The sequence below is a fragment of the Capillimicrobium parvum genome, assembly GCF_021172045.1.
Taxonomy (GTDB): Bacteria; Actinomycetota; Thermoleophilia; order Solirubrobacterales; family Solirubrobacteraceae; genus Capillimicrobium; species Capillimicrobium parvum.
The window spans coordinates 3739878-3754079 of the sequence record NZ_CP087164.1 but is presented as its reverse complement, the minus strand read 5'-3'; the positions used below and the strand labels follow the sequence as shown (position 1 = coordinate 3754079).

General features: G+C 70.1%; 15 protein-coding genes. 11 read left to right on the top strand and 4 right to left on the bottom strand.

Annotated elements, in window-relative coordinates:
• Positions 1 to 14 precede the first annotated feature (14 nt).
• From DSM104329_RS18310 to DSM104329_RS18295, 4 genes are read left to right on the top strand one after another with little or no spacing between them, the layout of a single operon-like run.
• Entirely contained in the window at positions 15 to 608 is a 594-nt protein-coding gene (locus tag DSM104329_RS18310) for a TetR/AcrR family transcriptional regulator (RefSeq protein WP_259311287.1), read from the top strand.
• A complete protein-coding gene (locus tag DSM104329_RS18305; RefSeq protein ID WP_259311286.1) occupies positions 605 to 1402 on the top strand; it encodes an SDR family NAD(P)-dependent oxidoreductase in 798 nt (265 codons plus the stop codon). Before DSM104329_RS18310 ends, DSM104329_RS18305 begins: the two co-directional genes overlap by 4 nt.
• On the top strand, positions 1399 to 2583 hold the full coding sequence (locus DSM104329_RS18300; RefSeq protein ID WP_259311285.1) for an acyl-CoA dehydrogenase family protein: 1185 nt from the start codon (positions 1399 to 1401) through the stop codon (positions 2581 to 2583). Before DSM104329_RS18305 ends, DSM104329_RS18300 begins: the two co-directional genes overlap by 4 nt.
• Positions 2580 to 3665, top strand: a complete 1086-nt coding sequence (locus DSM104329_RS18295; protein WP_259311284.1) for a phosphotransferase family protein — start codon at positions 2580 to 2582, stop codon at positions 3663 to 3665. Before DSM104329_RS18300 ends, DSM104329_RS18295 begins: the two co-directional genes overlap by 4 nt.
• 64 nt (positions 3666 to 3729) lie before the next feature.
• Here the strand turns inward: DSM104329_RS18295 and DSM104329_RS29170 are convergent, their stop codons facing one another.
• Complete coding sequence (locus tag DSM104329_RS29170; protein ID WP_407655849.1) at positions 3730 to 4017, bottom strand: hypothetical protein; 288 nt, start codon at positions 4015 to 4017, stop codon at positions 3730 to 3732.
• Positions 4018 to 4106: 89 nt separating this feature from the next.
• Between DSM104329_RS29170 and DSM104329_RS18285 the strand changes: the two genes are divergently transcribed.
• Genes DSM104329_RS18285 through DSM104329_RS18275 form a run of 3 tightly spaced genes read left to right on the top strand, consistent with a single transcriptional unit; the run spans position 4107 to position 5315 of the window.
• Positions 4107 to 4307 carry a hypothetical protein gene (locus DSM104329_RS18285; RefSeq protein WP_259316274.1) on the top strand — a complete coding sequence of 67 codons (201 nt, stop codon included), beginning with the start codon at positions 4107 to 4109 and terminating at the stop codon, positions 4305 to 4307.
• A gap of 10 nt (positions 4308 to 4317) precedes the next feature.
• Positions 4318 to 4491, top strand: coding sequence for a hypothetical protein (locus DSM104329_RS18280; RefSeq protein ID WP_259311283.1), 174 nt, complete (start codon positions 4318 to 4320; stop codon positions 4489 to 4491).
• Positions 4488 to 5315, top strand: a complete 828-nt coding sequence (locus DSM104329_RS18275; RefSeq protein WP_259311282.1) for an ERCC4 domain-containing protein — start codon at positions 4488 to 4490, stop codon at positions 5313 to 5315. Before DSM104329_RS18280 ends, DSM104329_RS18275 begins: the two co-directional genes overlap by 4 nt.
• Before the next feature lie 155 nt (positions 5316 to 5470).
• On the opposite strand, the gene DSM104329_RS18270 is transcribed toward DSM104329_RS18275, so the two are convergent.
• Positions 5471 to 7309 carry an FAD-dependent oxidoreductase gene (locus tag DSM104329_RS18270; protein ID WP_259311281.1) on the bottom strand — a complete coding sequence of 613 codons (1839 nt, stop codon included), beginning with the start codon at positions 7307 to 7309 and terminating at the stop codon, positions 5471 to 5473.
• A gap of 490 nt (positions 7310 to 7799) precedes the next feature.
• On the opposite strand from DSM104329_RS18270, the gene DSM104329_RS18265 reads away from it, so the two are divergent.
• The 3 genes from DSM104329_RS18265 (at position 7800) to speB (ending at position 10945) form a co-directional block, all read left to right on the top strand.
• Positions 7800 to 8384: a hypothetical protein gene (locus tag DSM104329_RS18265; RefSeq protein WP_259311280.1), complete on the top strand. Its 585-nt coding sequence runs from the start codon at positions 7800 to 7802 to the stop codon at positions 8382 to 8384.
• A gap of 970 nt (positions 8385 to 9354) precedes the next feature.
• Positions 9355 to 9822, top strand: a complete 468-nt coding sequence (locus DSM104329_RS18260; RefSeq protein ID WP_259311279.1) for a hypothetical protein — start codon at positions 9355 to 9357, stop codon at positions 9820 to 9822.
• Between the two features lie 145 nt (positions 9823 to 9967).
• On the top strand, positions 9968 to 10945 hold the full coding sequence (gene speB / locus DSM104329_RS18255) for an agmatinase (protein WP_259311278.1): 978 nt from the start codon (positions 9968 to 9970) through the stop codon (positions 10943 to 10945).
• 8 nt (positions 10946 to 10953) lie between these two features.
• Here speB and gcvH read toward each other — a convergent pair whose 3' ends face one another.
• Together gcvH and gcvT are read right to left on the bottom strand one after the other, a co-directional pair.
• On the bottom strand, positions 10954 to 11343 hold the full coding sequence (gene gcvH, locus DSM104329_RS18250) for a glycine cleavage system protein GcvH (RefSeq protein ID WP_259311277.1): 390 nt from the start codon (positions 11341 to 11343) through the stop codon (positions 10954 to 10956).
• Entirely contained in the window at positions 11336 to 12424 is a 1089-nt protein-coding gene (gcvT, locus tag DSM104329_RS18245; RefSeq protein WP_259311276.1) for a glycine cleavage system aminomethyltransferase GcvT, read from the bottom strand. Before gcvT ends, gcvH begins: the two co-directional genes overlap by 8 nt.
• 234 nt (positions 12425 to 12658) lie before the next feature.
• Between gcvT and DSM104329_RS18240 the strand changes: the two genes are divergently transcribed.
• On the top strand, positions 12659 to 14170 hold the full coding sequence (locus DSM104329_RS18240; RefSeq protein ID WP_259311275.1) for a ferritin family protein: 1512 nt from the start codon (positions 12659 to 12661) through the stop codon (positions 14168 to 14170).
• Positions 14171 to 14202: the final 32 nt, after the last annotated feature.

Sequence of the window (14202 nt, the reverse complement as noted above, 5' to 3'; positions counted from 1 at the left end):
GTATGCTTGGAGATGTGACCGCTGCCACCAGTCGTGTCGAATCCGGTCGTGTCACCCGCGAACGCCTGCTGGAGGCTGCGATCTCGCGGTTCGCGGAGGGCGGCGCGGATACGAGCTTCGATGTGATCGCGGCTGACGTGGGGGTGACGAAGGGCGCGCTGTATCACCACTTCGGCTCCAAGGAGCAGCTGGTCGAGGAGGTCTACAAGGAGGCGGTCCGTCGGCACGCCGAGCGCGTCGTCGCCGCGAGCGGGACGGGTGCGGGCCGGGAGCGGCTGCAGGGGCTGATCGACGCGACCGCTCGGCTGTATGGGTCCGGGACGCCGTTCTACCGGCTGCTGCTGCGCCTGCACGTCGAAGCGGGTTCGTCGCGTCCGCACCTGGCGGCGATCGCGCTGCGCGTGCAGCGGCGCCAGCGCGCGTACATGACCGAGCTCGTCGCCGCCGGGCAGGCCGACGGTTCGATCCGCGACGACGTCGATCCCGCGGCGGTGGGCGACACCGTCAACGCGGCGCTGCAGGGCCTGCTCGTCCAGCAGCTTGAGCCGGCCGCCGCTCAGCGCCGCGCGACCGAGTCGTTCGCCCGGTTGATGGACACGCTGCTGTGAGCGCCGCCGACGACATCGGTCTGCTGACGGATCCGCCGGGGCTGCGGCTGGACGGCAAGGTGGCGTGGGTGACGGGCGCGAGCCGCGGGCTGGGTCGCTCGGTCGCCTACGCGATGGCGGGTGCCGGCGCCGCGGTCCTGCTGAGCGCCCGTTCGCAGGAGCGCCTGGACGCGATCGTGTCCGAGATCCGTGCGCACGGCGGGGAGGCGGCAGCGGTGGCCGGCTCGATCGCCGACCGTGACGTGGTCGAGCGCGCCGCCGCGGTGGCGCGCGAGCGCTGGGGGCGCGTGGACGTGCTGGTCAACAACGCGGGCATCAGCGCCGCGTTCGTGCGAAGCGAGCGGCTCGAGGATGCCGATTGGGCCGACGTGCTGGACGTCAACCTGACCGCGCCGTTGCGGTGCTGCCGTGCGGCGCTGCCGCTGTTGGAGGCGGCCGGCGGCGGCAGCATCGTCAACGTGTCGTCGATCCACGGCATCCGCGCGCATGAGCGGACGCTCGCCTACGCGGCGAGCAAGGGCGGCCTGGAGATGGTGACGCGCACGCTCGCGGTCGAGTGGGCCGATCGTGGGGTGCGGGTCAACGCCGTGGCGCCCGGCTATCTGCAGACGGATATGACGACCGGGCTGCTCGATCATCCCCGCTGGCGCGAGTCGCTGCTTGGCCGGATCCCCATGGCGCGGTTCGGCGCGACGGCCGAGGTCGTCCCCGCCGTGTTGTTCCTCGCCGGTGCCGCGTCCACGTACATCACCGGCACGACCATCTACATCGACGGAGGCTGGACCGCGCAATGATCGACTTCTCGCTACCCGACGACGTCGTGGAGCTGCGCGACCGCGCTCGGGCGTTCGTGGCCGACGTGGTGATCGCCGCCGAGCCGCGCGACCGGTCCGAGCATGGGCTCGACGAGGGCCTGCGCCGCGAGTTGCAGGGTGCCGCTCGCGCGGCCGGGGTGTTCGCCCCGCAGGTCCCGCGCGAGCTTGGCGGCCTGGGGCTCGACACCCGCGGGATGGCGGTCGTGTTCGAGGAGGCCGGATACAGCATCCTGGGGCCGCAGGCGCTGAACTGCGCGGCGCCGGACGAGGGCAACATGCACATGCTGCATCTCATCGCGACCGACGAGCAGCGCGATCGCTATCTGGCTCCGCTGGCGGCCGGGGACACCCGATCGTGCTTCGCGATGACCGAGCCCGCTCCGGGCGCCGGGTCGGACCCGTCGATGTTGCAGACGACGGCGACGCGCGTGGATGGCGGCTGGTCGATCACCGGGCGCAAGTGGTTCATCACCGGCGCCGAGGGAGCGGCGTTCGCGATCTGCATGGCGCGCGCGCCGGAGGGCGCAACGATGTTCCTGGTCGATGCCGAGAACCCGGGCTGGCGCATCGAGCGCGTCGTCGATGCGATGGACCGTTCGTTTCCGGGTGGCCATGCCGAGGTGGTCTTCCAGGATTGTCGCGTGCCGGAGGATGCGGTGCTCGGGGCGGTGGGCGAGGGCTTTCGCTACGCGCAGGTGCGTCTCGCGCCGGCGCGCCTGACGCACTGCATGCGCTGGCTCGGCCTGGCTCGGCGGGCGCTCGACACGGCCATCGACCGGGCCGGCGAGCGCGAGGCCTTCGGGTCCAAGCTCGCCGAGCTCGGCATGGTCCAGGAGCGCATCGCGCAGTCGGTCATCGACGTCGAGACCAGCCGCGCGTTGATCTGGCAGTGCGCCTGGGCGCTGGACCAGGGACAGCCGGCGCGGCACGAGTCGTCGGTGGCCAAGGCGCACGTGGGCGAGGCGGTCGGGCGGATCGTCGATCGCGCGTTGCAGATCTGCGGCAGCCTCGGAGTGTCCGGCGACAGCCCGCTCGCGCGCATCTACGCCGAGGTCCGGCCGTTTCGCATCTACGACGGGCCGACCGAGACGCATCACTGGGCCATCGCGCGCCGCGCCGTCCGGGATCGCGAGCGCGCGCGGGCCGACGTGCGGGCATGACCGACGCGCCGCCGCGCACCGACGACGTCGTCGCCACGCACGAACAGGCGGCGTGGTCGCCGCGCGAGCCGCTGATCGTCCTCGAGCCGCTGGAGGCGTTCCTCGACGCTGCCGGGGTGGGCGCGGGCGCGCCGACCGCGGAGCCCCTCGGTGACGGTCACTCGAACGTCACCTACGCCATCGACCGCGGCGACGACCGCTTCGTGCTGCGGCGCCCGCCGCGCGGTCCGCTGGCCCCATCCACGCACGACGTGCTCCGCGAGGCGCGGCTGCTGACAGCGCTCGAGCGAGCCGGCGTCCGGGTTCCCGAGATCGTCGCGACGTGTGACGACGACGCGGTCATCGGCGCGCCGTTCTACGTCATGCGCCGCATCGATGGTCACGTCCTGACCACGGAGCTGCCGGCGGACTTCAGCCGGCCGGCCGATCCCGGGGCGATCGCGTGGCAGCTCGTCGACGGGCTGGTCGAGCTGCACGCGGTCGACATCGACGCCACGGGGATCGGCGAATTCGGCCGCCGAGACGGCTACCTGGAGCGGCAGATCCGCCGCTTCCGCGGACTGTTGGAGGGGAACGCCGCGCGGCCATTGCCGGAGCTGCATGAGCTCGCCGACTGGCTCGACGCCACGCGGCCGGCCGGCGGCGGTCTCTCGATCGTTCACGGTGACTACCGGCTCGGCAACATGATGTACGCGGCCGAGCCGGGGACGCGGCTGGTCGCCGTGCTCGACTGGGAGATGGCCACGCTCGGCGACCCGCTCGCCGACGTGGGCTACATGACGGCCACGTGGGCGGATCCGGGCGATGCCGACGATCCGATGCTCGACCTGTCGGCCGTGACGCGCCTGTCCGGCTTCCCGGGCCGCCTCGCGCTGGCCGAGCGCTATGCGCAGCGCTCGGGACGCGACCTGTCGAACCTGCGCTGGTACCAGACCCTCGCGCTCTGGAAATCCGCGATCTTCCTGGAGAGCAGCTACCAGAGGTTCCTCGCCGGCAGCACGGACGATGCCTTCTTCGGCCGGCTCGAAGCCGGCGTTCCGATGCTCGCACGGCGGGCGGCCCGTCTCGCGTGGGAGGGTTGACCCGGCGAGTGTGGCGCTCCGCCCGGCCGCTCAGGCGGGCGTGGGGGACGCGACCCTGCCGTCTTCATCGATGACCACAGGGGTTCGCTTCGCGGTCGAGCCGATCTGCCGCCCGTCGACGTACTACGCGGTCAAGCGACGCCAGGTGGCGGCGTCTGCGCGTGCCCAACGCGACGCAGAGCTGGTGGTAGAGATCCGTCGCGTCCATGAGCAATCCAATTTTGCGGCTCGTGCGGCGCACGATCTCGATCATCGACTCGGCGAGCAGCCGCAGCTCCTCGAGCGCAAGCTCGTTGTTCTCGCACGCCCTGCGCCGCGCCGACGCGCGGGCCGACGACGTCGCGGCTTCCATCGAACCGCCCCAGAACGCGTTCACTTACGCGTACACGTTCGTGCTTACCGTTGGAGACATGGCTCGCGTTCGTGCTTACCTTTGGAGACATGGCTCGCCGACCACATGACGTCCTGGCCACCCGCGAGGGACGCCCGCACCTGCCCGCGCTGCTGGAGCGCCCCGGTGAGGCCGGTGCCGACGCCGAACCGGTCGTGATCGGCGCCCGCCGGCGCCCGGAAGCGGTTGTCCTCTCCTACGAGCGCTACCTCAAGCTCGCCGGCGGCCGCGAGCGCCGCGCCAGGCCCTGACCGCTGATGCGTGCGCCTCGTCGGTGACCCGGACGTGCTCGTCTCGGCCGCGATCTCCCTCGCCGGTCAGCCACGCGCGACCGGCGCCGACTACCTCGCCTCCGGCGGCCTGCGCGACCTCACCGACCCCGACCCGCCGGTCCCCTCACCCCGCCAGTTCGCAGACCTCCTCACCACGTCATGACCGAGCAGGTCGACTTCGTCATCGCGCGCAACCCCGATCCCGAGAGCACGCTTCCCTACCTGCTGCGTTTGCCGATCGACGGCGGGATCCTGCTCAAGGCGCGCGACAGGTGGCCCACGACGGCGCGGGTCTACTGCCACCCGCTCGACGAGTGGCCTGCGGACGCTGAGATCGTCGAGCAGGTCGCCGTCCGTCACTGCGCGCGCCGCGGCGCCGCGATCGACCTCGTCCTGGACCGCGGTCGCAACAACCGCTCGCAGATCGTCTTCACCAGGCCCAACCCGGGTCGCGTCGGCGGTCGGCCGATGATCTTCTGGCAGACCGCCCGCACCGCCAAGCGCGCGCGGCCCGGCCAGCGCGTCCCGACCCGTCGCGCCTCCCAGCTGGACCAGCTCACGATCGAGGTCGACACCCGCGAGCGCTACCCCTACAAGTTCGCCGGCCGACCTGTCGAACGCCGGCGCAGCGCGCTGCCCGCCGGCGACTACGCCGTGCGCGACGACGACCGGATCGTCGCGGCCGTCGAGCGCAAGACGCCCGAAGACTTCAACAAGTCACTCATCGACGGCTCGCTGAACTACCGGCTGGCCGAGCTCGCCGCGCTCCCGGCCGCCGCAGTCGTCGTCGAGCAGCGCTACGGCGCCTTGCTCAACGACCAATACACCCAGCCCGGCTGGCTGCTGGAACTCGTCGCCCGCCTCCAGGTCCGCTACCCATCGATCCCGATCGTGTTCGCCGACTCCCGCAAGCTCGCCGAGGAATACACCTACCGCTACCTCGCCGCCGCGCTCGTCCACCACACCGTCGATGACGACCAGACCTGACCCACGGGCCAGCCGCCGACGATCACGAGCGAATGTGTCGAACGCCGCGGTGAGGCGAAAGAACGTGAGCTGCTTCTCCGCGCGAGCGGCAGCTGGCCACGCTGGGCTGGGTGCACTGGCACAACACCCAGCGCCGAGGTCAAGAGCGAGATGGCTCAGGCGTCATCCTGCCGCCGGGCCGCTTCCCGTCCCGCCAGGTAGCCAAACACCAGCCCAAGGGAGATCGTCCCTCCGGCGCCTCCGTAGAACCCCTTCGTGGGCGCGCCACCTGCGTTGCCGGCGGCGTACAGTCCCGGAATGACCTTGCCGTCGGTGTCCAGCGCGCGGCCGAGTGCGTCAGTTCTCGGACCACCCACGGTGCCGAGCGCGCTGGCCTCGACCTTGAGCGCGTAGTACGGCGCAGTGTCGACGGGCCCGAGCACGCTCGACTTCGGGCTCTTCAGCATGGGTCGGATGATCTTCGCCAGGGGCCCGACCACGATGGAACGCACCCGTTCGGGGTCGTTCTTCTTCGCCACCCGTCCCGCGAGCTTGCTCACGATGGGACCGATCGCCGCGGCGATGCCCATCCGAGCCTTTACGGTGGCGGCGGGGAACCGCGCGTCGGGCGAGTTCTTGCCCAGCCGGGGATAGAAGGCGCCGAAGTAGCGGTCGAACAACGTGTCACCGCGGTTGAACTGCGGATCGCGAGCTCGTGCGGCCTCGGGGTTGAACCGGTCGACGGTGCGGAGCAGCCCCACCTCGTCGACGCCGATCTTGGCCGCCAGCTCCGACAGGGTGTCGGCGCGGTGGAGGTAGTCGGGCACCTCTCCGCCCGGCGTGATGCCGAAGATCCCGAACTTCGTCCAGTAGTTCTGGTCGAAGATCAGCCACGCCGTGGCATTCGGCATGGTGCCCGTCTCCGGGTCGACCTCGCGCATGATCTGCCCGAACTGGTCGTAGGCCAGGGCCTCGTTCGCGAAGCGCTCACCCCGGCTGTTCACCATGATGCTGTGCGGCAGCGCTCGCTCGCCCAGGAACACTCGACTCAGCGGGCGGCCCTCCAGCTCCTCACCGGGCAGCTGCACCCCGGGCATCCACCAGGCGTCCTCCATACCGGTCAGATCAGCGCCCAGCTCCTGGGCCAACTGCACCGCGATGCCGTCATGGCCCTTGGGGGAGACCTGCACGCCGAAGGGCGCCCCGAGGTAGGTCGTGGTGAGCTCGGTCGAGCTCTCGAAGCCGCCGCTGGCCAGGAGGACCCCCCTGGTGGCGCGCACCGTGTGCTCGACGCCATCAGCCCGTACGACGATCCCCCGCACGCCCGACTCGTCCGTGACGAGCCGGGTCGCCGGCGTCTCGACGCGTACGTCGACGCCATTGCGCAGGCCGGCCTCGAGCAGGGCTCCGACCAATGCCGGTCCGGCGAGCCAGACGTCATCGATGCCGATCCCACCCAGCAACCAGAACGGGAGCGGGTTCTTGGCCATGCCCGTCGTCAGGGCCGGTCGCACGAACTTCGCGGCCTCGCCCAGTCCCTCGGGGGAGTACGGGCCGGGAAAGAGTGCCCGACCGACGGACGCGCCGTCGATGTCGGAGCGGTAGTCCGGCCAGATCGTCGGGATCCACCCGAAAGAGGTGTGCTCTTCGATGAACCGGGCGACGTGGGGCCCGGTTTCCAGGAACTTCTCCACCAGGTCGTGGTCGAGGATCTGGTCGCGACCTTGGCCGTAGATGTAGCGGCGAGCCTTGTCCAGGTCGTCGTTCACGTTCAGGTCCTTGGTCGATAAGCCGTGGTTGGGGATCCAGGCTGCTCCCGCAGAGATCCCGGTGGCGCCCCCGACGATCTCCCGGGACTCGACGACGAGGACTCGTGCGCCCTCCTTGGCGGCCGTGAGTGCCGCCATCAGGCCTGCACCGCCGGACCCGACGATCGCCACGTCCACCTCGCCGGGGATGCCGCTCTGCGACACGTTCCCGATGGAGCCACTGTGCTGAGTCGAACTGCTGACCATGAGGTCCTCCGTACGATCAGTCTCGGTCATGCCCTCTGCCCCATGAGAAGCGACGGCACGCCGATGGGAGCTGAACTCTCAACGATATGTCCATTCAGTCTGGACGTCGGCACGTCTCTCGGCGGCGGCGCCCCTGTGCCACTCGATCTGCGCGAACCGTGCCGTTCGACCTGAGCCCGGAAACGACGGCGCAGCGCGGCGTGCGCCGGCTGAGCGGCGGACAACGCCCGTCGTCCGCGCACAATCTGCCGCGGCGATCGCCCGGAGCGCCCACGACGATGAGGTCTCGTCTCGCGAGCGGACAAGAACGGCGAAGCACACGGAAGGAGAGCCGGATGTCGGGCGGCCTGAAGGTGGACCTCTTCACCGATCATCGTCCGTCGCTCCTGGCCCGACGGTCTGAAGCCATGCTGATCTACTCGGAGGACCAGGAAGAGAAGCTCGGCCATCAGCGACGATCGGCGGGGTTGTCGTGCAGTACGGTGGCGAAATGGCCATGGAGCCCGGCCCGCACCTGGACGAGCTCGACGAGGCGATCGCGGCCGAGCGCGAGGGCTATCGACTGCTGCTTGCGGGCGACGCGCCGGCCGCCGCGACTCACTTGCGCGCGGCGGCAGCGCACTACCGGGACTCGTGGGAGTTGGCTCCGCCGCGCAGCTATGGCCGGCTCATCGGTGCGCTGAAGGCGGCCGTCATCGCCGGTGACGGTCCCGATGAGGCTGCCTATGCCCGCGCGCAGGTCGGCTCGGAGGGCGACTCGCCGTCTTCTTGGTACGTGCTCGCGATCGCTGCGCTGGTCGACGGCGACGATGCTCTCGCGGCCCGCGCCGCCGAAGGTATGCGAGCGGGCTCGCCGGCGTTCGTCCGCGCCGCCGACGCCATCGCCGGCCTCGCTGCCCACGACGCGCCGGCCTACGCGGCTGCGGTCCGAGCGATCGTCGAGGACTTCGAAGCCCGTGACGAGCACCTCACCGGCGTGGCCATCGTTGACACGGCGTTGATGCTCGACCGGCTGGCCGAGCGGCGTGCGATGGCTGTCCGGCCCCGATCGACGCTCCTGCCGCCGGTCACGTAGATCGACGGCTGCCGACGCGCCGCGGTCGGAAACCGACCCGGCGCCGTTCGCGCGAAAGGGAAGAGTCGTGGGGGCTTCCGGACAGCTTCAACTCCGCCGCGATCCCGGCTTGCGGGCGGGGAGATCACCCGGTCTGGCGGATCAGAGGCCGCGGGGGTTGTCGCCGAGCGTCGTGGCCGCAGTGCTCGACAGCCGCGCGCGTCGGTTGTTCAGGTGATCAAGTACTCGATGTCGGTGACCGCGGGCTCGTCGAAGACGTAGGCGCTGCCGGTGTGCCAGGCGGCGAGGGCGGGATGGGGCTCGGCGGCGTCTCGATAGTGGACGAGTTCGACGAGCGAGAGCAGGCTCGAGTCGAGCGTGGCGGTGGGGGAGACGGAGGTGTCGATGTCCGGGCCGTGGTCGGGCTCGAGGTCGTAGGGGGCGCTGAGCCGGCGGCCCAGGTGAGTGATGGTCTGGGTGCCCGGCAGCGCAGCGGTGGGCGCGATGATGACCTTCGGAGCATCCGGGTCGCTGCGCAGGGCGGTGGCGAAGGCCTGGCATGCGCCGGGCTGGTCCGAGACGAGGTCCGCCGGATCGAGGCCGTGGTCGCTGGCGGTTTCGAAGGTGGTTCGATGATGTCGCGGGGCTTGGCGAGGATGCGCGCGGCCCAGGAGACGAGGCGTAGGCCGCGGACGTCTGCCGGGATGCGGCGGTCGGTGACGCGCAGCAGCTCGGCCCAGGGCGTGAGGGGGTGGAGTCCGAGGTACGTGGTGGGGGTTCGCCGGCTCGGTCGAAGCGCCCGGGCTGGGGGTTGGGGCCTTCCCAGAACGGGCTCGGGTAGGTGCAGCTGCCGTACGCGATGTACCGCAGCACCGCTCAGGCGAAGGGAACATCGCGCAAGCGGCGGGCCGCCGCGAACACGGCGGGCAGCCCAGCCGAATCCTGCAGGCGCTCGGCGGGTGAGTGTCCGTCGATCTTCTCGTGAGCGGGCGTGGGTCGGCCGATCGGCCAATTGCCGGGCACGGGGGGCGTGTGCGAGAAATCGCCGGGCACCACCCTGTTCACTCAGAAGAGTCGTATGGCAAGACGTGTCGAGATCGCCGCCGGCGGCAGCGCGGACTGGAGCACCCCGGTGCGAGTCGACGACGCACAGCTGCAGGCGGCGTACGAGGGGCTGTTCAGCGTGCGTCTCGCCGTGGACGGCACGTCCCACTACCTGAAGATGCGCATCGTCGGCGTCGACGAGATGGAGAACGAGTTCACGTCGGAAACGGGCAAGTGGGCGGGCATCGGTGGCAAGGTGCCGATGCTCCTCAACTACATGTCCACCGATCTCGCGGCGAAGGCCGCCGGCCGGACCCATCACCTTCGTCGGCTTCCTCGAGGGGGCCGGCGAGATCGAGATCCCCTCGCTCTAGATGAGTCGTTCCGCGGGTCGGCCGTGGAACGACTCATCTAGCGTCGCTTGCCCGGCCCTGCCACTCGCGCCTGCAGTCCCCGCGCGCACCCGAGTCCCGGGCCGGGTCGCGGCGCAAGCCTCCCGCCTGTCGCACAGAGCGTCGTGACGACTCGCACCACGACCCACCCGGAAAGGACCAAAGGCCATGACCGCCGCCAAGAGCGCGAGCCACATGCCGTACGTCGGCATCGCCAGCTTCCTGAAAGCTCCCGTTTGCGCCGACCTCGACTACCTCGACGCCGATGTCGGCGTCATCGGCATCCCGTTCGACGAGGGGACCATGAACCGTCCCGGCACGCGCTTCGGTCCACGGGCACTGCGTGAGCAGTCGTCCCTGTACGAGCAGTACCTGCCCGGCGAGGGCTACTACGACATCGAGCTCCGCCAGACGATCCTGCGCGGCGTGAACATCGTCGACTGCGGCGACGTGCCGATCCAGCCGCTCGCGCTGGAGGCCAACCACAACCGCATGACGCAGAGCATCAAGACGATGCTCTCGCGCGGTGCGCTACCGATCTCGGTCGGCGGCGATCACTCGATCACGTACCCAGTGGTCCAGGCCTTCTCCGACATCGGCGAGATCGGGATCATCCAGATCGACACGCACGCCGACGTCTTCACGTTCTATGAGAGCGATCTGACGCACGGGAGCCCGATGATCAACGTCGCGCGCAACTGCCCGAACGTCACGAAGTTCGTGCAGATCGGCATGCGCGGCCTCATGCTGGGCGAGAAGGACTACTCCGACTCGATCGCCCGCGGAAACGTGATCATCACCTCCGACGAGGTGCGCTCCATCGGGGTCGACTGGGTCCTCGACCAGATCCCCGAGATGCCCTATTACCTGACGTTCGACATCGATTCGATGGACCCGTCGATCGCGCCGGGCGCCGGAACGCCCGAGCCGGGCGGCCTGCTCTATCACCAGGCGCGGGACCTGCTGCGGGGTGTCGCGAAGAAGGGGCCGATCGTCGGCTTCGACCTGGTAGAGGTCAACCCGCTGTATGACCCCACGGGAACGACCGCGCTGCTGGCCACACGCCTCGTCGTGGACTTCCTTGGCGCGATCTTCCATGAGCGACAGGCGCGCAGTGAGCGCCGGCCGGCGGCCGCGGAGGCGTGAGCGGCGGCTCACCCGTCCAGCAGAGCCTCGTATCCTGCGACGTCGAGCAGGTGCCGGCGCTCGGCGGGATCCGAGAGCTGCACGCGCACGAGCCAGCCGTCCGTGTACGGCGCCGCGTTGACGAGCGACGGGTCGTCGGCCAGCGCCTCGTTGACCTCGAGGATCGTCCCCGACAGCGGCGCGATGACGTCTGAGACCGCCTTCACCGACTCGACCTCGGCGTATGGCTCATCCTTGGTCACCGTCGCGCCGACCGCGGGAGGCTCCCAGTAGACGATCTCGCCCAGGGAGTCCTGAGCGAACCACGTCACGCCGAAGGTGGCCAGGTCGCCGTCCAGGCGGACCCAGTCGTGCTCGGGGTGGTAGAGCAGGTCGGCGGGGTGGTGCGCGTCAGCCATCGGCGGGCTTCCTCCGGAGGTGGATGGGCTTCGTGACGACCGTGGCGCGCCGCAGCCGGCCGCGGACGTCGATGACGAGCTCGGAGCCGGGTGAGGCCGCGTCCGTCGGAACGTAGGCCAGGCCCGCGCCGCGCCCGAGGCACGGGGAGAGCGTGCCGCTGGTGACGACGCCGCCGTCGACGACCTCGTTGCCCGCCCGGGGGATGCCGGGGCCGTCGACGACGAACGGCACGAGCCGCTCGGACGGGCCCCGGACCCGGGCGAGGCCGACCGCGTCGGAGCCGATGAAGCCGGTCGCCTCGGCGCAGCACCAGCCGAGGCCGGCCGCGATCGGGTCGCGATCCGTCGACAGGTCGTTGCCGTAGAGCGGGAAGCAGGCCTCGATGCGCAGCGTGTCGCGCGCGCCGAGCCCGCACGGGACAGCTCCCTGCGCGAGTACGGCGCGCCAGACAGCCCCCACCTCGGCCGGAGCGCACAGGATCTCGACGCCGTCCTCCCCGGTGTAGCCGGTGCCGCAGACGAGCGCGTCCGCGCCGGCGACGGGCAACGAGCCGGCGCGGAAGCGCTCCGGGAGCGCCCCGCCGGCGATCGACGCGACGATCGTCCGTGCGCTGGGACCCTGGACGGCGATCATCGCGAAGTCGCCGGCGCGGTCGACCACGTCGGCGTCGAATCCGCCGGCATGGTCGCGGAACCACGCGAGGTCCACCCGGTGGTTCGACGCGTTCGTGACGGTCAGCCAGCGGTCGGGCTCGAGGCGGTACGAGACCAGGTCGTCGATGATCCCGCCATCGGGGCGGCAGAGCAGCGCGTACTGCGCGCCGCCGACGGCGACCGTGTCGACGTCGTTGGACAACAGGCGCTGCAGCAGGGCGGTGGCGCCGGGCCCGCGGGTCTCGATCTGTCCCATGTGGGAGACGTCGAACGCGCCGGCGCTCCGGCGGACGGCGAGGTGCTCATGGCGGATGCCGGCGTACTCGATCGGCAGGGACCAGCCGGTGAAGGGAGCCATCCGGGCACGGAGGGCGATGTGATCGGCGTGCAGCGGTGTTCGGGCGGGAGGCAGTATTGGCTGGACCATTAGGGGCAGATGGGTGAATTGGTTGGACCACAACGACCGTATGGCAGCGGCCGAGGGGCGTCAACTGACCTTCGGGCCAACTGCCGAGCCCTGATCCGCCGCTCCGGCCGGAGGATGGTCCTTTCGGACAATGGCGCCGGCCCGGGGGCCGCGATTAGCTAGTGGCCGGTTCCCGCGGGCGAACGCAGCGGGAGGTCATTGAAGCTCCAGCATGGATCGAGAGGGAGGTCACAGATGCCCCGTTTGCGGCGATCTGACTGGTACGACATCGCACGCGACATGAACTGGACGCTGAAGTACGTCACGCACGACGAGGCGTTCCCGCCGGCGCTCGTGGGTCCCATGGGTGACACGTCGCCCACCACGTGGTGGTCGTGGGACGAGCCGTACAAGCTGTCCTACCGCGAGTACGTGTACAACCAGGTCGACAAGGACGCCGGCGTGGCCGCCGTCGGCGCCGCCATCGCCCGCTCGCACCTGTTCGATCAGCTCGACGAGGGCTGGAAGGGCGCGATCAAGGCGCACTTCGGCGCCGTCACGGTCTCCGAGGGGCAGTCGACGCTCGCGGAGTCTCGCATGGGCCGCTTCGGCCTCGCGGCCGCATGGCGCAACATGGCGCTGTTCGGCGCGCTCGACGAGATGCGCCATGTCCAGATCCAGCTGCGCGTCGCCCACTCGCTGCTCGACAAGGACCAGCAGTTCGACTGGGCCCACAAGGCCTACCACACGGGCAACTGGGCGATCATCGCCGCGCAGAGCCACAACGACGAGCTGTTCATGGCGAGGGACGTCATCTCGACCGCGATCCAGCTCACGTTCACCTTCGAGACCGGCTTCACGAACCTGCAGTTCATCGGCATGGCGGCGGACGCGATGGAGATGGGCGACGTCGAGTTCGGCGCGCTGATCTCGAGCATCCAGACCGATGAGGCGCGCCACGCCCAGCAGGGCGAGCCCACGCTCAAGCTGCTCCTCGAGACGGGGCAGAAGGAGCTCGCGCAGAACCTGATCGACGTGTCGTTCTGGCGAGCGTGGCACCTGTTCGCCACGCTCACCGGGCCCTCGATGGACTACTGGACGCCGCTCGAGCACCGGACGATGTCCTTCAAGGAGTTCATGGAGGAGTGGATCATCCGGCAGTTCATGGATCAGCTCGAGGACATCGGCCTGGAGAAGCCGTGGTACTGGGAGCAGTTCCTCGACGAGCTCGACTGGTACCACCACTCCGAGCACGCGGGGATCTGGTACTTCCGCAACACCGTGTGGTGGCACCCGGACGCAGGAGTCTCCGACGCGGAGCGCGAGTGGCTCGAGGGCAAGTACCCGGGCTGGGAGAAGAAGTTCGGCAAGCTCTGGGACACCATCGGCGAGAACGTGCGCGCCGACAAGGTCGACGCGAGCTTCGGCAAGACGCTGCCCATCCTCTGCAACACGTGCCACCTCCCGGTCTTCAAGATCCCGGGGACGACGTCGCACTGCGATCCGCGCCAGTCGGTGCACGGCGACCGCAGGTACTCCTTCTGCTCGGAGCCGTGCCAGTGGATCTTCGACCAGAACCTGGAGCGCTACGCCGGCACGAAGACCCTCATCGACCGGCTGATCATGGGCGACATCCAGCCGCCGACGATCGAGGGCATCCTCGAGTACATGGGGATCACGCCTGACATCGCGGGTGACGACGCCGCGCGGTACCGCTGGGCCACGGATCGCGAGCCCGCCCTGCCCACCGGCGCGATCGCCGCCTAGCCGCCCCCGACTCCAGCAAGCAGGAAGGAACA